A 16,648-nucleotide genomic window follows, 5' to 3' on the forward strand; every position below is an offset into this window, starting at 1 on the left:
ACTCAGAAATCAACCGTGGCCGAGAGGTTGAAGCTGCGCGGCGCCGACAGCACGATGCCGCCAGAGCCCGCGCTGCCCTCCCAGTAGCTGCGGCCGGCCAGGTTCAGCACGTTCGCGCGCCATGTGACGAGCCGGCCCAGCACCCGCGTCTGGTAGCGCGCGCCCGCATCCCAGCGCGTCCAGCCGGGCAGCCCGAGGGTGTTGGCGGCATTCACATACTGCTTGCCGGTGGCCAGCAGGCGCGTGCTCAGCGTCAGGCCGGGCAGGAATGGCGTATCCCACTCCAGGCCCGCATTGGCGATCCAGCGCGGCGCCGCCACCGCGTCCTTGCCATCGTTGGCGCCGCCCTGCGTGCGGATCTGCCGGGCCTGCAGGTAGGTGGCGCCGCCCAGCAGCCGCAGGCCGCGGGCCAGCTCGCCAAAGGCATTGAATTCCACGCCCCGGTTGCGCTGCTCGCCATCCATCACGTAGCGGTAGGCCAGCGGCGTACTGCCGGGCACGGTGATCGCGTTGGGCTGCTTGAGTTCGAACAGCGCCACGGTGCCGATCATGCGCCCGAAGTCCAGCTTGACGCCCAGCTCCTTCTGCCGGGTCTTGACCGGCGGGAAGACCTGGCCGCCATTCTCGGCATCGGCCGGGGCGGTGACGCCGGCGCTCAGGCCCTCGATGTAGTTGGCATACAGCGAAACCTTGTCCCAGGGCTTGACCACCAGGCCGACGGCGGGCGAATTGACCGCGCGCTCATAGCCGGAGATGCGGGGATTGGCGGGCGCGGTGGCGGCATAGTTGTCGCTGCTGATCTTCTGGCGGCGCAGGCCGACCAAGAGCCGCAGCGCGTCGTCATTCCAGGAAATGCTGTCGGAGATGCCCAGCGACGACAGCCGCGTTTGCGATGCCTCGCGGGTGTCGAGAAAGCCGGCGAACGGCGCGCCGGCCAGCAGAGGGTCCGTGGCGACGGCGGGGTCGTACAGGTTGGAGGCAAAGCCCGCCCATTGGGCAAAGCCGTAGCCGGCCCGGGTGTTCAGCGAGGATGCAGCCACATTCACCTCGTGGCGTGCGTTCAGCGCATCGAACTTCATGCGCGCGCCCACCAGGGCGGACCTGGACTTCGAGGTTTCCGGATAGTTGACGGGTGAGCTCAGGAGGTCGCCCGCCGGGTTGAGGATGCGCGACTCGGTGCGGTAGTTGCTGTGCCGGTGGTCGCGCGCGCCCGCTGCGCCATAGACCAGCAGCGACGAGGAAACCTCGAACTCCGCCTGCGCGGCCTGGTAGTCATCCACATATTTGCGGCGCTCCCAGTCCTGGGCAAAGCGCGCCGCCGCCTTCGGGGCGACAGGCACCGCGGTGAGCGCCGGCGCCAGGCGATAGCCCACGGCGGCGGCGCGTGCATCGTCGGACTGGTAGCCCAGATCCAACGAGGCCCGCAGCCGCTCGCCACGGTAGTCCAGCCCCAACGCCGCCGCCCCCAGCGAGACCGACTGCCCTGCCGTGGCCGTATCGCCGCTGCGGTATACGCCATTGGCCCGCACGCCGAACTGGTGCTGTTCGCCAAAACGCCGGCCAAGGTCCAGGTGCGTGCCCCAGAGCGAATCGGAGGCATGGCTGGCGGTGAGGCGCGTGATGGGCGCATCGGTGGCGCGCTTGGGCACCACGTTGATCGCGCCGCCGACACCGCCGCTCGGGGCCATGCCGTTCAGCAGCGCGCTCGGCCCCTTGAGCACCTCCACGCGCTCCACCGTCTCCAGCGACAGCGTGCCATAGGGCAGCACGCCATACAGGCCATTGAGCGCGATATCCCGGTTGCCCAGGCCGAAGCCGCGCAGGAAGAAGTTGTCGCCTCCGCCCACGCTGGTATTGCGGCCGCGCGAACTCATGCGCACGGCCGGATCGTTGTCCAGCACGTCGGACAGCGTGGCGGCCTGCTGGTTCTGCATCAGCTCGCTGGTATAGCTGGCCACGCTGAATGGCGTGTCCATCACGTCCTGGTTGCCCAGCAGGCCCAGCCGGCCGCCGCGCGCGAGCTGCCCGCCCGCATAGGGCAGCGGCAGCCCGGCCTCGGATTCGCCGCGGGCCGTCACGGTGACGGCCTGCAGCGTTGCGTCGCCGGCTGGCGCCTGCGATTGCGATTGCGATTGCGATTGCGATTGCGATTGCGGTTGCGGTTGCGGTTGCGCGATGCGCAGGACATAGCCGCCACCAGCCGCCGCCACGGCCTGCAGCCCGGAGCCGGCCAGCAAACGGGCCAGCCCGTCGCGCACGCCGAAGTTGCCCGACAGGCCCCGGCTGGCCTTGCCGGCGGTGAGCGCGCCGTCGATCGACAGCGTGATCCCGGCGGTGGCGGCGAAGCGATTGAGCGCCTGGTCCAGCGTGCCCGCAGGGATTTCATGGCGCAGCACTGCACCGGTGGCCGCCTGGGCCCGGGCCGCGGGCGCCATGCCGCCCAGCGCCAAGCAGATCGCCAGCGGCATGCACGCGAAGGCGGCGGGAAACGAGAAGGCGGGGGAAAAAGCGAGCACAGTGTCGGCTTCGCTGCAATGGCGCGGATGCATGTTCTTCCTTTGCGGTGGTTTCTCGGCAGCCTCAGACCTGCGTGAGGGCCTTGCCTGGTATCCCGGATGAAAAGGAAAAAGTGCTACGGCAAGCGCAAGAAAAATGCGGCGTGGCCCGGGAAATCCGCCTGCGGCAGGGCTTCTATGGGGTGCGCGGGCGCACCGTCACCCAGTAGCGGGTCACGCTGTCCACACGCACCGGCAGCGCCTGGGCCAGGGTGGCCAGGGCCAGATCCGTGTCGTCGAGCGGGTACACGCCCGAGACGACAAGGTCCCGCACCGCCGGGTCGCAGCGCAGCAGGCCGCTGCGATAGCGGCCCAGCTCGGCCAGGAAATCCCGCAGCCGCATGCGCTCGGCCACCAGCAGTCCACGCGTCCAGGCCGCATCGTCGGCGCTGGCTGGCGCCGGCGCTGCCGCTGCCGCCTCGGAAAACCAGCTGCGCTGCCCCGCCTCAAGCCGCAGCGGCTGCGCGCCAGGCTGGCGCGGCTGGATCTGCACCGCGCCCTCTTGCACCGACACCATCGAGCGCCCATCGGCCTGCCGCACCGCAAAGTGCGTGCCGATGGCCTGCACTGCGCCGTGCTGCGTGTGCACGCTGAACGGGCGAGCAGCCAATCCCTCTGCGATTCGCGGGTCGCGCGCCGTGGCGACGAAGACCTCGCCCGCCCGCAAAAGCACAGCGCGCGCCTGCGCGGTGAAGCGCAGGTCGATCGCGCTGTCGGTGTTGAGCACCAGGCGCGTACCGTCGGGCAGTTGCAGATCCCGGCGCTCGCCATGGCCCGTGCGGTGCTCGGCCAGCATGGACTGCACCGGCGATGTGCCTCGCACCGCGTAGGCGGCCACGCCCACGCCGGTGAGCAGCCCAATGGCCCGCAACAACCCGCGGCGACTGCCGGGCGGGCGGGCAGAGGCCGCCGCGCGCAGCGCCTCGCCAGCCGCCGGCCCGGCCAGCGACTGGATGCGCTGGCCGGTGTCCTGGACCTGGCTCCAGGCGCGCGCATGCGCCGCATCCTGCGCCAGCCAGTGCTCGAACGCGGCATGTTCCTGCGCCGTGGCTTCGCCCGACCAGAATGTCACCTGCCATTGCAGCGCCAGCTGCAACACGGGTTCGGCAACGCGATCCGATTCCATGGATGGCGGCAGCGCCCGCTCAGCCCTGCATCGCCGCATGCAGCGACTGGGCCGCGCGCAGCATGTACTTGCGCACGGTGGCAAACGAAATGCCCATGGCCTGGGCGATCTGCGAGTAGGTCAGCCCATCGAGCTGCGACAGCAGGAACACTTCGCGCACTCTGGCGGGCAGCGCCCCCAGCACCCGGTCCACCAGCAGCAGCTCCTCCACGATCAGCGCGCGCTGCTCGGCCGAGGGTGCCTGCGCCGGCGGCAGATGCGCCAGCGCATCCAGGTAGGCGGCCTCCACCAGGCGGCGGCGGTGCAGGTCGATCACCAAGCCCTTGGCGACCTGCGTCAGGTGGGCGCGCGACTGCTCGGCCTGCGGCAGGCGCCCCGTCAGCAGGATGCGCAAAAACGTGTCGTGCGCCAGGTCTGCCGCGTCGCCCGCATGGCCCACGCGCCGACGCAGCCAGCCCTGCAGCCAGCCATGGTGGTCGCTGTACAGCGTATGGAGCTTGATGGTGGTATCGCCGGAGGACATGCAGATCTACGCAAAGCGCCAGGAAGGCCAAAAACAATAATGATTCTCATTATATGCAGCGATCCAGGCGGCCCGGCAGGCCATCCTTGCGCCTGCGGCACTCCTCTTGGGACAGGGATGAAAAATCCCCCGGCATACCGGGGGACTTTTCATCGCGCAGCCAGCGGGCTTCAGGCGCGCTCGGCGACCCAGGCCTGCACGCCGGCCAGCGCGGCCGGCAGGCCTGCGGGGTTGGTGCCGCCGGCCATGGCCATGTCGGGCTTGCCGCCGCCCTTGCCGCCGACCTGCTGGGCCACGAAGTTGACCAGCTCGCCGGCCTTGATCCTCGCCGTCTCGGCCTTGGTCACGCCGGCGGCCAGCTGCACCTTGTCGCCGTCCACGGCGGCCAGCACGATGGCGGCGGTGCCGAGCTTGTCCTTGAGCTTGTCCATGGTGTCGCGCAGCGTCTTGGCGTCGGCGCCGTCGAGCTTGGCGGCCAGCACCTTGATGCCTTTCACCTCCACGGCCTGGCCCAGCAGCTCGTCGCCCTGGCTGGAGGCCAGCTTGCCCTTGAGCGCGGCGACCTCCTTCTCCAGCGCCCTGACCTGCTCCAGCGTGCCGGCGATGCGCTGCGTCAGCTCTGCCTTGGGCGCCTTGAGCGCGCCGGCAGCCTCCTGCACAGCGGCCTCCAGCGACTGCAGGTAGTCCAGCGCGTTCTCGCCGGTGACCGCCTCGACGCGGCGCACGCCGGCGGCCACGCCCGATTCGCCCACCACCTTGAACAGGCCGATGTCGCCGGTGCGCCGCACATGGGTGCCACCGCACAGCTCGCGGCTGGTGCCGATATCGAGCACGCGCACGCTCTCGCCGTACTTCTCGCCGAACAGCATCATGGCGCCGGTCTTCTGTGCGCTCTCGATGTCCATCACGCGGGCCTCGGTCGCGCTGTTGGCCAGGATCTCGGCATTCACCCGGCGCTCGATCTCGCGGATCTCGGCCTCGGTGACCGGCGCGTTGTGGGCAAAGTCGAAGCGCGTGCGCTCGGCGTTGACCAGCGAGCCCTTTTGCTGCACATGGCCGCCCAGCACTTCGCGCAGCGCCTTGTGCATGAGGTGGGTGACCGAGTGGTTGCGCATGGTGGCGGCGCGCAGCCCTTCATCAACCTGAGCACGAACAGAGTCGCCAACCCTGATCGTTCCGTTTTGCACCTTGCCATGGTGACCAAAAACATCCGCTTTAATTTTCAGGGTGTCCTCCACCGCGAATGTTGGATCCGGCGCTCCATCAACCCAGATCGTTCCCTGGTCGCCCACCTGGCCGCCAGATTCGGCATAAAAGGGAGTGGTATCCAGCACCACCACGCCGCTTTGGCCAGCATTCAGCTCGGAAACGCTTTCGCCATCGGCGTAGAGTGCTACGACTTTTGCGGATTCCGCCAAGTGCTCGTAGCCGGTGAAGGTGTTGGCCGCGCCGCTGTATTCGAGCGCCCGGTCCATCTTGAACTTGCCGGCGGCGCGCGCCTGGCTCTTTTGCTGCTCCATCGCGGCGTTGAAGCCGGCCTCGTCCACCGCCACGCCGCGTTCGCGCGCCACATCGTTGGACAGGTCCAGCGGAAAGCCGTAGGTGTCGTGCAGCTTGAAGGCCACGTCGCCCGGCAGCAGCTTGGTGCCGCCAGCCAGCGCCGCATCCAGGATCTCCATGCCGTTGGCCAGGGTCTCGAAGAAGCGCTCTTCCTCGGCCTTGAGCACGCTGGTGATGTGGGCTTGCTGCTCCTTGAGCTTGGGATAGGCAGCGCCCATCTGCGCCACCAGCTCGCCCACCAGCTTGTGGAAGAACGGCGTCTTCTGGCCCAGCTTGTAGCCGTGGCGGATGGCGCGGCGGATGATGCGGCGCTGCACGTAGCCGCGGCCTTCGTTGCTGGGGATCACGCCGTCGGCCACCAGGAACGAGGTGGCGCGGATATGGTCGGCAATCACCTTCAGCGAGGGGTTGGCCAGGTCGTCCACATGCGTCTCGCGCGCCGCGGCCCGGATCAGCGCCTGGAACAGGTCGATCTCGTAGTTGCTGTGCACATGCTGCAAGATGGCGGCCAGGCGCTCCAGGCCCATGCCGGTGTCCACGCAGGGCGCGGGCAGCCGGACGACGGAGCCGTCTTCCTTCATGTCGAACTGCATGAACACGTGGTTCCAGATCTCGATGAAGCGGTCGCCGTCCTCGTCGGGGCTGCCGGGCGGGCCGCCGGCGATGTGCGGGCCGTGGTCATAGAAGATCTCGGAGCACGGGCCGCAGGGGCCGGTGTCGGCCATCATCCAGAAATTGTCGCTCTTGTACTTGCCGCCCTTGTTGTCGCCGATGCGGATGATGCGCTCGGGCGGCAGGCCGATGACCTGGTTCCAGATCTCGTAGGCTTCGTCATCCTCGTGGTAGACGGTGGCCAGCAGCTTGTCGGCCGGCAGCTTGAAGACCTGGGTGAGCAGCTCCCAGCCCCACTCGATCGATTCCTTCTTGAAATAGTCGCCGAACGACCAGTTGCCCAGCATTTCGAAGAAGGTGTGGTGGCGCGCGGTGTAGCCCACGTTTTCCAGGTCGTTGTGCTTGCCGCCGGCGCGCAGGCAGGCCTGCACCGAGGCCGCGCGCACATAGGGGCGCTTGTCCGTGCCGAGGAACACGTCCTTGAACTGCACCATGCCCGAATTGGTGAACATCAGCGTCGGGTCGTTGCCCGGCACCAGCGAGCTGGACGGCACCACGGTGTGGCCCTTGGACGCATAGAACTCCAGGAACGTCTTGCGGATGTCGGCAACGGAGAAAGTGGGTGTGGTCATAGGTTTGGATGGATGGCGGCCAGGGCCGGATGGGCCCGATCCTGGCGGAATCGGCAATTATAAGAACTCAGTCACCCTGGCGCCGCGAGCGGCCCCATGCCCGCTTGGCCGCAGCGCCCCTCGCAGCGGGCAACGCCGCGGGGCAAGCGCGCGCATGCATTCTCAGGGTTACTACTGTTTTTAGAGCTGCGATGCCAGAAGATTTCACCGCTGGCGCGTGATTTACATGCTTTTTTGGGCCTGTCTCTATAGAATGCGCGCTTTGGCCGCCCCCATAAGAAAATCCATGTCCGACCGCCTCGCCGTACTCCCCCAATACCTGCTGCCCAAGAAGTGGCTCACCGCCTGCGCGGGCCACCTGGCGTCGGCGCGGCTGGGCTCGGCCACGACCTCGTTCATACGCTGGTTCGTGCAGAAGTACCGGGTGGACATGGGCGAGGCCCGGTATCCGGACATCGCGCACTACGCCAGCTTCAACGACTTCTTCACCCGCGAGCTCAAGGAAGGCGCCCGCCCCCTGGCCAATGCGGCGCTGGTCTGCCCGGTCGACGGCGCGGTCAGCCAGCTCGGCGCCATCGAGCAAGACCAGATCTTCCAGGCCAAGGGCCACCGCTACAGCGCCACCGCGCTGCTCGGCGGCGACGCGCAGCTGGCGGCCCAGTTCGCCGACGGGCAATTCGCCACCATCTACCTCAGCCCGCGCGACTACCATCGCATCCACATGCCGCTGCGCGGCAAGCTGCAGAAGATGGTCTATGTGCCGGGCGAGCTGTTTTCGGTCAACCCGCTCACCGCCCGCGGCGTGCCGGGCCTGTTCGCGCGCAACGAGCGGGTGATCTGCCTCTTCGAGACGCGCCTCGGGCCCTTCGCGATGGTGCTGGTGGGCGCCACCATCGTCGGCAGCATGGCCACCGTGTGGCATGGCCAGGTCAATCCGCCGCGCTCGCGCAAGGTGCGCAGCTGGGACTACCAGACCCAGCCCATCGTGCTGGAGCAAGGCGAGGAGATGGGGCGCTTTTTGCTCGGCTCCACCGTGGTGCTGCTGTTTCCCAAGGACCGCATCGCCTTCGAACCCGGCTGGGCCGCCGCCCGGCCGGTCAAGCTCGGCGAAGCCATGGGGCACTTGAGCGTTGAGCGTTGAGCGCCAGCCTGAGTTCGGCCTTCACGCAAAACGCCAAGCGCACACCCCTCACCCCTCTTCATCCGGCAACGGCTCCAGCTGGCGTGCGCTTTCAAAGCAGCGCTCCTCGCCCGTCAGCGGGTCGCTGAAGCGCAGCTGGCGCGCCAGCAGCTGCAGCGGGCGCGAGAAATCGCCCTCGGGCGGGTCGTTGACTTCGGGGTAGAACGCATCGCCGCGCAGCGCCAGGCCCAGCGCCGCCATGTGCACGCGCAACTGGTGGCGCTTGCCGCTGACCGGCTCCAGCGCATAGCGCGCCCAGCGGCCGTTGTGCTCCAGCAGCCGCATGCGCGTGTGGCTGTTGGGCTCGCCCGCCACCTCGTGCATCAGAAAGAAGCGCTGGCTCTCCTCCATGCGGCTGCGGTGCTCGCGCGGAAAGGCAATGCCGGGGTTGAACGGCGCCACCGCTTCATAGAGCTTGTGCATCGCGCGCTCACGGAACAGCGCCTGGTAGCGGCCGCGGCTGGCGGCCTGCTTGGACAGCAGCACCAGCCCCGCGGTATCGCGGTCGATGCGGTGCAGCGGCGACAGCTGGGCATTGCCGGTGAGTTTTTTCAGCCGCACCAGCAGGCTGCCCTGTACATAGCGGCCGGTGGGCACCACCGGTACGAAGTGCGGCTTGTCGGCCACCAGCAGGTGCTCGTCCTCCCACAGGACCTGCGCCTCGAAGGGAATGTGAGCCTCTGCGTCCAGCGCGCGCCAGTAGTACACGCGCATGCCGGGCTCGAAGCGCTGGTGCGGCGGCAGCGCCCGGCCCTGCCCGTCCACCACCAGCCCCTGCGCCATGCGCTCGCGCCAGCCTTCGCGGCTGACGAGCGCCAGGCGCTCGGCCAGATAGTCGAGCAGACCGCCATCGCCGCGCGAGGGCAGCACCAGGCAGCTGGGGCTGACCCCATCGCGCATGGGCAGGAGGCTGGCGGGCATGTGCGCCGGCGATGGGGTTGCACCTGGAGAGTCTGGCTGGCATGAAGACATGGGGGCGATTGTAGAAAGTGCGCAGTCCTTTTGCAGAAAGCCCCCTGGTGGCGATGCGCCGATTTTTCTCCTAAATGTCTACCGCGCGCGCTGGCAAGCTCGTGGCATTGCAAAATATGTCTTTGCGTGAAAATCGGTATAGCCGCTCGCACATTCTTTTCAGCATGCACCAACCATTTCCCCCCCCTGCCAGGCCCAGCTCCATGGCCCGCCGGCTGCGCACCGCATTGCTGGCCCTGGCAGCCCTGCTCGCGGCGCTGGCGGTCTTGCTGCTTGGAGCGCTCTGGTACATCAAGCAGATGGACTGGAACGCGTACCGACCCGACATCGGCGACAAGGCCCTGGAGCTGACCGGCCGGCCGCTGCGCATCGCCGGCGACCTGACCGTGGACTGGCACTGGCCCAATACCAGCATGTCGGGCTGGCACTCGTGGGTGCCCTCGGTCACGGTCACCGCGCTCGACGTGGTGATGGGCAACCCCATGCAGTGGCCGGCAGACAGCTTCACCGATCCCGGGGATTTCCTGGAGGCCCAGCGGGTACAGGCCCATGTGCAGTTGCTGCCGCTGCTGTCGCACACACTGCAGGTGGATCTGCTGCAGCTCGGCGGCGCCTATGGCCGGCTGCAGCAATTGGCCGAGGCGCCCGCACCTGCCGGCGCAGGTGCGGCCGCGGCGGACAATGCCTCCGCTGCGCCCAGCATGCCCGGCACCGACAACTGGCACGTCGGCGCCCGCAGCACCGCGCCCGGCGACCAGCCCTGGCAGGTACAGCTGCGCGAGCTGCAGTTCAACGACAGCACCGTCAGCTACGAGAACCTGCCCGCCAAACTCTTCGTGCGCGCCCGCTTCGGCCCGACCCAGCAGGCACCCTACCGGCTGGCCTTTTCACTGGAGGGACACAAGGACAAGGCACCGCTCAAGGGCCAGGGCATGGTGGGCGACCTGCTGCACCTGCAGGGCGCCGGGCAATCGCTGCCGCTGCAGCTGCAGGCCAGCTCGGGCGACACCCACCTGTCGCTGGAGGGCACGCTGCGCAATCCGCTGCACCTCGACGGGGTGGACGTCGCGCTGCAGCTGGCCAGCGGCAACATGCAGGACCTGTACCCGCTGACCGGCCTGGTGCTGCCCAACACGCCGCCATTCCAGGTCAAGGGCCGGCTGCTGGGGCGCTTCACGCCACGCCAGGCGCAGTGGGCGCTGCAGGCCTTCACCGGCAAGGTGGGCAGCAGCGACCTGCAAGGCGAGCTGCGCTACACCTCGGGCGCCGAGCGCCCGCTGCTCGAAGGCAAGCTGCGCTCCAGCCAGCTGCATCTTGCCGACCTCGGCTCGGTGATCGGCACCGGCACCGAAGGCGCCGCCAAGCCCGCTGGCCGCAAGGCCAAGGCCCCGGCCTCGGTGCTGCCGGACATGCCCCTGGCCGTCGACCGCTGGAAGCACATGGACGCGAATGTCAGCCTGGCGGCCGACAAGATCATCCGGCCCGATGCACTGCCGCTGGAAAAGCTCGACATGACGGTCAAGCTCGACGATGGCGTGATGCGCATCGATCCGCTGAACTTCGGCCTGGCCCAAGGCACCCTGGCCATGCCCCTCGTGGTGGACGGGCAGCGCAAGCCGGTACGCACCGAAGTCCACGCCAAGGTGCAGGGCCTGAAGCTCGCCGCCCTCTTTCCCACGGTGGAGCGCACCCGCAAAAGCCTGGGCGAGCTCGACGGCAGCATCCAGCTCGCGGGCCATGGCGACTCGGTGGCCGCCATGCTGGGCAGTGCCAACGGCTCGGCCAGGTTCTACGTCTCGTCGGGCACGATCAGCAAGGAGCTGCTGGACATGGCGGCGCTGAACCTGGGCAGCGTCGTGGTGGCACGCTTTTTCGGCGCCGACAAGGAAGTGCCCATCCGCTGCATGGGGGCGGACTTCGAGGTCAAGGACGGCGTGGCCCACTCCAAGCTGATGCGCCTGAGCGCCGCCGACGCCTACATCGACGGCTCGGGCAGCATCGACCTGCGCCGCGAGCGGGTGGACCTGCAGCTCAAGCCCCAATCCACCAGCTGGAAGCTCTTCACGCTGCGCTCGCCGCTGCAGGTGAGCGGCCCGCTGGCGCAGCCCCAGGTCAAGGTACGGTCCGCCGGTGTGCTCGCCCGCGCGGGTGCGGCCATCGCCGCGGTGGTGGCGGCGCCCGTGGCGCTGGCGGTGCTGCCGCTGACCGCTCCGCCATCCGACGACCCGACCCACTGCCCGCAGCTGCTGGCTGCGGTGCGGCAGTAGCCCGCGGGCAGGCCATCAGGCGGCGGGCTCGCCCCGCGGCATGGCCTTGAGACCGTGCGCCTCCATCATGCGGTACAGATGCGCCCTGCTGATCCCCAGCAGCTCTGCCGCCCGGCGCTTGTTGCCCCCGGCCTGCTGCAGGGCAAACTGAACCTCCGCCTTGGCCAGATGCTGGAGACGCCGCTTCAGCGATGCCCCCTCCTCACCGCCGTCGGGCTCCAGGCTGGCAATGGGCACGGCCTCGGGCAGGTCCAGCCTGCCGGTCACCAGCAGCCGCGTCAGCACATTCTCCAGCTCCCGCACGTTGCCCGGCCACGCATGTCGGAGCAGGCGTTGCTGGTCTGCTGCCGCCAGAGCCGGGCACGGCTTCCCCAGCCGGGAGGCAATGCGCTGCAGCAATTGCCCGGCCAGGGCCACAAGGTCGCTGCGCTCGCGCAATGCCGGCACCTCCACGGTCAGCACGTTCAGGCGGTGGTAGAGATCCTCCCGGAACCGGCCCGCCCGGATCTGCTCGGCCAGCGACCGATTGGTGGCGCAGATGATCCGGGCGTTGATGCAGACCGGCGTCGTGCCGCCAACGCGCACGATCTCGTTCGTCTGCAGCACCCGCAGCAGGCTGGCCTGCAGCGACAGTGGCATATCGCCGATCTCGTCCAGGAACAGCATCCCATCCGCCGCCAGCTCGAATTTTCCCGGCTTGCCGTGCTGGCGGGCACCGGTGAAAGCGCCACCTTCATAGCCGAACAGCTCGGCCTCGATCAGCTCGCTGGGGATGGATGCGCAGTTGACCCATACGAAGGGGCCTGCGGACCGGTCCGACAGAGCATGGATCACATGCGCCGCCAGTTCCTTGCCCGTGCCCGTCTCGCCGGAAATCAGCACCGGCAAGCCATATTGCGCAACCAGCTCCAAGGCCGAACGGTAGGCATCCATCCGCGCTCCGCTGCCGATGATGTCGGCCATGCCGAACCTGGAGCGCCACAGCCTGCTGCCCTGGGGCAAGGAAAGCTCGGTCTTGAAGACGCGCCCATAGGTCGATCTCAGCACGCCCAGGTCAGAGAACAGCGCAAACCCCACGGCGCCGATGATTTCGCCATTGCGCATCACCGGCACCTGCTTGGTCACCAGCTTATGTCCCCGCACTTCGAGCGGATAGCCGACCTGGGTTGCCTTTCCCTGCGCGACCAGGTGCAGCTTGGTGGCCGGCCCGACCACCTCGGCGATGTGGCGGCCGACAAAATCCTCGGGCGCGCCCCCCAGCACCCTGCAGTAGGGCTCGTTGATGAGCACGATGGCTCCCGTGGTATCGACTACGACGAGACTGTCCGAAACATGGTCCAGCACCAGCCGCAGGAATTCCGCCTCCTCGACCAGGTCCGGCAGCCGCTGCGCAAACGCCATGGCATTCCCCTTGCCGAACGCTTCGCCGCCAGCCTTGGCGGTGAACCGTCCAAATGTCTCTTTTCGAAGACTTCAGTGTATCCAAAGAGAGTCATCTGCTGGCCACTCTTTACCCAGCCATCTCCCGCCATAAGATTCAGCGACCATTTTTTCAATATAGAACAATAGGTTATATGGATTCCGGCGGCCACCAAGGACTTGGCCCGGCATTTGCTATGAGACACACGGGCTCGGGCATGTGCCGGGCTCCCAGGGTCCGGGCATGTCCATGGCAGACGCCCCGGCCAGTCACAGAACCAAAGCAAAGGATGAGACAAATGGCGCGCATAGACACCTTGAATATCGGAGACACCGTGGTCCGCACCTCAGGCGCGGGAACACCGCTGGTGTTCGTTCACGGCTTCACCACCACCGCCGAGTTCTGGCGTGAGCAGGTCGAGCCGTTCTCCTCCGGCCACCGCGTCATCCGCATCAACCTGCCCGGACACGGAGTGTCGCCCCGCCCCGAGGGGCGTGCCTACACCATCGAGGCGTTCGCAGCTGACGTCCTCAAGGTCTACCAGGCCCTGGAGATCCAGGATGCCGTACTCGTTGGATTGTCGATGGGCGGAGCCATCGCCCAGCATTTCGCGCTCACCCATCCGCAACGCGTGCGGGCGCTGGTGCTGGTCGATACCACGCCGCACGGCCTGGGCGAAGACGTCAACGCCGACAAGGTGCTGGCGGCGATCGCGGAGCTGGGCGTCGTGGCTGCCAGCCAGAACGTCATCGACCGATCTTTCGGCAGTGCCGCCAGCGCGGAACTGCTGGCGTTTGCCAAGGCGGAAGTGGCCCAGACCCCGGCCTTCGTGGCACGGCAGGCCATCGCCTCGCTCAACGCCACCGACAGCCGCGCACGGCTGGGCGAAATCCATGTGCCCACGCTGATCCTGGTGGGCAATGAAGACATCATCACGCCGCCGTGCGAATCCGAGGTGCTGGCCAAAGGCATCCCCAACAGCCGGCTGGAGGTCATCGCCGATGCGGGGCATTTCCCGATGCTGGAACAGCCCCGGGCCTTCAATCGCGTGCTGGCCGACTTCCTGGCCCAGCAAACCAATTGATGATGGGAGGCCACCATGCAAGCCCAATCCATGGCATCCAATGTCTCCTCGGTCGCGGCCCATCAACAGGACACCAAGCGCGTCGTCTTTGCCGCAGCGCTGGGCACCGTGTTCGAGTGGTATGACTTTTTCATTTACGGGTCGCTCGCCGCCTTCTTCAGCACCTTGTTCTTCCCCAAGGGCAACGAAACCGCGGCCCTGCTCGCGGCGCTGGCAACTTTCGGTGCCGGTTTCGTGCTGCGCCCCTTCGGCGCCGTCGTCTTCGGCCGCCTCGGCGATGTGGTCGGGCGCAAGAAGACCTTTCTCATCACGATGCTGGTGATGGGCTTTGCCACGGCGGGCATCGGCCTGCTGCCGACCTATGCGTCCGTAGGCTGGAGCGCGCCGGCACTGCTGGTAACCTTGCGCCTGCTCCAGGGTCTGGCCGTGGGCGGCGAGTTCGGCGGTGCCGTCACCTACGTGGCCGAGCACTCGGCTGCGAACAAGCGAGGTTTCACGACCAGTTGGATCCAGATCACCGGCACGCTCGGGCTCTTCATCTCGCTGATCGTGATCGTGCTGTGCAAATCGTCGATGTCGGAAGATGCGTTCTCCAGCTGGGGCTGGCGCCTGCCGTTCATCGGCTCCATCGCGCTGCTGCTGCTCTCGCTCTACATCCGCCTGAAGCTGCACGAGTCGCCAGTCTTCGAGCAGATGAAAAAACAGGGCCGCACATCCAAGAACCCCATCGCCGAGACGCTGGGCAACGGCAAGCACCTGCGCATCGTGCTGGTGGCCATCTTCGGCATCGTCGCGGGCCAGGCGGTCATTTGGTACACGGGCCACTTCTACAGCCTGTACTTCATGACGACAACGCTCAGGATGGCGCACGAGCAAGCGGATCTCTACCTGCTCAGCGCGCTCACGCTGGGCACGCCGTTCTTCCTGTTCTTCGGCTGGCTCTCCGACAAGATCGGGCGCAAGTGGATCGTGCTCACGGGATGCGCGCTCTCGGCCCTGTGCTTCATGCCGCTGTTCCAGGCCCTGGCCACCTATGGCAACCCGGCGCTTGCCGAGTTCCGCGCCAAGACCACGGTGGCGATCAGCGGCAACGATTGCCGTGAAGACCAGTCGGTGATCGGGCAGTTGTTCAAGCCCCAGGCAACGACGCCATGCACGCGGACCAAAGCGCTGCTGACGGCACAGTCGGTGCCCTATACCGTCAAGGCTGACGCGAAGCCCCTGCGCATCAAGATCAACGGCGACGACCTGCAAGATCCGACAGAAGCCAGGCTGCTGGCTGCACTGGCGGAGAAGGGGCTGCCAGCAGCCAAGGCCCCGGTGCAGCCCAACGGGCCGATGGTGATTGCCGTCCTGTTCGCGTTGATCTTCCTTGCAACCATGGTCTACGGGCCGCTGGGAGCCTTGCTGGTCGAGCTGTTTCCGGTGCACATACGGTACAGCGGCGTCTCGCTTGCCTTGCAGCTGGGCAATGGCTGGATCGGCGGCTTCGCCCCCTTCGTCGCCACGGCAGTGGTCATCGCCACCGGCAACATCTTCGGCGGGCTTTGGTACACCGTGGCCTTCGCGGGCCTGACAGCCATCGTTGGCACCCTGGTCCTGCCGGAAACCAGAGGCCGCGACCTCGGCGAATAGCGGCGCCGGCAGCCGCCGGCGGCCCGCTCGGCCCCGCAGGGGCTCAATCGATGGTGATGTGGGCTTCCTTCACCACCTTGGCCCACTTGGCGATCTCTTCCTGCAGGAAGGTCGCCATCTGCTCGGGCGTGCCCGGCTGCGCCTCGGCGCCGGCCACGTACAGGCGCTGCTTGACCTCGGGGTCGCGCATGACGGTGTTGAAGTCGGTGTTGATCTTCTGGATCACCTCCTTGGGCGTGCCGGCCGGCGCGAACAGCGCGGCCCACGAGTAGGCGGCGTAGCCGGGCAGGCCTTGCTCGGCGATGGTCGGCACCTGCGGCAGCAGGCCCGAGCGCTTGGGGCTGGCCACGCCCAGCACGCGCAGGCGCCCGGTCTTGATGTGCTGCAGGCACGACGGCGCGTCGGCGAACATCATCGGCACCTGGCCGCCCAGCACGTCGTTCATCGCCGGCGCGCTGCCCTTGTAGGGAATGTGCAGCATCTTGGTGCCGGCATGCATGTTGAACAGCTCGCCCGCCAGGTGGGTGCCGCCGCCGTTGCCCGACGAGGCAAAGCTCAGCTGGCTGTCGGGCTTCTTGGCCAGCGCGATCAGCTCCTGCACGTTCTTGGCCGGCACGCTCGGGTGCACCACCAGGAAGACCGGAAACTGGGCCGCGAAGCTGACCGGCGCGAAATCCTTCTGGATGTCGTAGCCGAGCTTGGCATGCAGCGCCGGATTGACCGCGTGGTGGATCGCGCCCACGAACAGGCCGTAGCCGTCGGGCGCCTGCTTGGCCGCATTCTCGGCGCCGACGATGCCGCCGCCGCCGGCGCGGTTGTCGATGAAGGTGCCCTTGGGCCACAGCTGGGCGAGCTTTTGCGTGAAAGCGCGCGCCGTCGTGTCTACCGGGCCGCCCGGCGGAAAGGGCACGATGAACTTCACCTGCTTGTTCGGGTAGTCGGTGGCGGCCCAGGCCGGCAGGCCCAGGCTGGAAACCAGCGATGCGGCCAGCAAGTGGCGGCGGCTGAGGCGGAGGTCGAGAGAGTGCATGGGAGTGTCTCCGGAGGTCGGAAAAAAATGCCGCCATCATGCCGCTTTGGCA

At 67.6% G+C, this 16,648-nt stretch carries 11 protein-coding genes; 4 read left to right on the forward strand and 7 right to left on the reverse strand.

Annotation, left to right across the window (positions count from 1 at the left end; all coding sequences use genetic code 11):
- Positions 1 to 2: 2 nt before the first annotated feature.
- The 4 genes from ACODRX_RS02565 to alaS form a co-directional block, all read right to left on the reverse strand.
- Positions 3 to 2,549 carry a TonB-dependent siderophore receptor gene (locus tag ACODRX_RS02565; protein ID WP_488869467.1) on the reverse strand — a complete coding sequence of 849 codons (2,547 nt, stop codon included), beginning with the start codon at positions 2,547 to 2,549 and terminating at the stop codon, positions 3 to 5.
- Positions 2,550 to 2,691: 142 nt separating this feature from the next.
- Entirely contained in the window at positions 2,692 to 3,681 is a 990-nt protein-coding gene (locus tag ACODRX_RS02570) for a FecR domain-containing protein (RefSeq protein WP_488869468.1), read from the reverse strand.
- 19 nt (positions 3,682 to 3,700) lie between these two features.
- Positions 3,701 to 4,204 carry a sigma-70 family RNA polymerase sigma factor gene (locus ACODRX_RS02575; RefSeq protein WP_488869469.1) on the reverse strand — a complete coding sequence of 168 codons (504 nt, stop codon included), beginning with the start codon at positions 4,202 to 4,204 and terminating at the stop codon, positions 3,701 to 3,703.
- A gap of 170 nt (positions 4,205 to 4,374) precedes the next feature.
- Entirely contained in the window at positions 4,375 to 7,008 is a 2,634-nt protein-coding gene (gene alaS, locus ACODRX_RS02580; RefSeq protein ID WP_488869470.1) for an alanine--tRNA ligase, read from the reverse strand.
- Between the two features lie 286 nt (positions 7,009 to 7,294).
- Between alaS and asd the strand changes: the two genes are divergently transcribed.
- Positions 7,295 to 8,149: an archaetidylserine decarboxylase gene (asd, locus tag ACODRX_RS02585; protein WP_488869471.1), complete on the forward strand. Its 855-nt coding sequence runs from the start codon at positions 7,295 to 7,297 to the stop codon at positions 8,147 to 8,149.
- 48 nt (positions 8,150 to 8,197) lie between these two features.
- On the opposite strand, the gene ACODRX_RS02590 is transcribed toward asd, so the two are convergent.
- On the reverse strand, positions 8,198 to 9,109 hold the full coding sequence (locus ACODRX_RS02590; protein ID WP_488869472.1) for a pseudouridine synthase: 912 nt from the start codon (positions 9,107 to 9,109) through the stop codon (positions 8,198 to 8,200).
- Between the two features lie 254 nt (positions 9,110 to 9,363).
- Here ACODRX_RS02590 and ACODRX_RS02595 point away from each other — a divergent pair, with 254 nt between their 5' ends.
- Positions 9,364 to 11,427 carry an AsmA family protein gene (locus ACODRX_RS02595; protein WP_488869473.1) on the forward strand — a complete coding sequence of 688 codons (2,064 nt, stop codon included), beginning with the start codon at positions 9,364 to 9,366 and terminating at the stop codon, positions 11,425 to 11,427.
- Between the two features lie 15 nt (positions 11,428 to 11,442).
- On the opposite strand, the gene ACODRX_RS02600 is transcribed toward ACODRX_RS02595, so the two are convergent.
- Entirely contained in the window at positions 11,443 to 12,828 is a 1,386-nt protein-coding gene (locus ACODRX_RS02600; RefSeq protein WP_488869474.1) for a sigma-54 interaction domain-containing protein, read from the reverse strand.
- A 317-nt stretch (positions 12,829 to 13,145) separates the two neighbouring features.
- On the opposite strand from ACODRX_RS02600, the gene ACODRX_RS02605 reads away from it, so the two are divergent.
- Positions 13,146 to 13,931 carry an alpha/beta fold hydrolase gene (locus ACODRX_RS02605; protein ID WP_488869475.1) on the forward strand — a complete coding sequence of 262 codons (786 nt, stop codon included), beginning with the start codon at positions 13,146 to 13,148 and terminating at the stop codon, positions 13,929 to 13,931.
- Positions 13,932 to 13,946: 15 nt separating this feature from the next.
- The gene (locus tag ACODRX_RS02610; RefSeq protein WP_488869476.1) at positions 13,947 to 15,566 is read left to right on the forward strand and encodes an MFS transporter; all 1,620 of its coding nucleotides are present in this window, start codon (positions 13,947 to 13,949) and stop codon (positions 15,564 to 15,566) included.
- A 43-nt stretch (positions 15,567 to 15,609) separates the two neighbouring features.
- Here ACODRX_RS02610 and ACODRX_RS02615 read toward each other — a convergent pair whose 3' ends face one another.
- Positions 15,610 to 16,596 (reverse strand): tripartite tricarboxylate transporter substrate binding protein, encoded by a 987-nt coding sequence (locus ACODRX_RS02615; protein ID WP_488869477.1) that lies wholly within the window; start codon positions 16,594 to 16,596, stop codon positions 15,610 to 15,612.
- Positions 16,597 to 16,648: the final 52 nt, after the last annotated feature.

It is taken from the genome of Comamonas sp. FG99 (assembly GCF_057808605.1).

What these genes read in the sequence shown, in the direction of transcription:
- ACODRX_RS02570 (WP_488869468.1), bottom strand. Translation starts at nt 3,681, where the DNA reads ATGGAATCGGATCGCGTTGCCGAACCCGTGTTGCAGCTGGCGCTGCAA.
- ACODRX_RS02600 (WP_488869474.1), bottom strand. Translation starts at nt 12,828, where the DNA reads ATGGCGTTTGCGCAGCGGCTGCCGGACCTGGTCGAGGAGGCGGAATTC.
- ACODRX_RS02590 (WP_488869472.1), bottom strand. Translation starts at nt 9,109, where the DNA reads ATGCCCGCCAGCCTCCTGCCCATGCGCGATGGGGTCAGCCCCAGCTGC.
- ACODRX_RS02605 (WP_488869475.1), top strand. Translation starts at nt 13,146, where the DNA reads ATGGCGCGCATAGACACCTTGAATATCGGAGACACCGTGGTCCGCACC.
- asd (WP_488869471.1), top strand. Translation starts at nt 7,295, where the DNA reads ATGTCCGACCGCCTCGCCGTACTCCCCCAATACCTGCTGCCCAAGAAG.
- ACODRX_RS02595 (WP_488869473.1), top strand. Translation starts at nt 9,364, where the DNA reads ATGGCCCGCCGGCTGCGCACCGCATTGCTGGCCCTGGCAGCCCTGCTC.
- ACODRX_RS02610 (WP_488869476.1), top strand. Translation starts at nt 13,947, where the DNA reads ATGCAAGCCCAATCCATGGCATCCAATGTCTCCTCGGTCGCGGCCCAT.
- alaS (WP_488869470.1), bottom strand. Translation starts at nt 7,008, where the DNA reads ATGACCACACCCACTTTCTCCGTTGCCGACATCCGCAAGACGTTCCTG.
- ACODRX_RS02575 (WP_488869469.1), bottom strand. Translation starts at nt 4,204, where the DNA reads ATGTCCTCCGGCGATACCACCATCAAGCTCCATACGCTGTACAGCGAC.
- ACODRX_RS02615 (WP_488869477.1), bottom strand. Translation starts at nt 16,596, where the DNA reads ATGCACTCTCTCGACCTCCGCCTCAGCCGCCGCCACTTGCTGGCCGCA.
- ACODRX_RS02565 (WP_488869467.1), bottom strand. Translation starts at nt 2,549, where the DNA reads ATGCATCCGCGCCATTGCAGCGAAGCCGACACTGTGCTCGCTTTTTCC.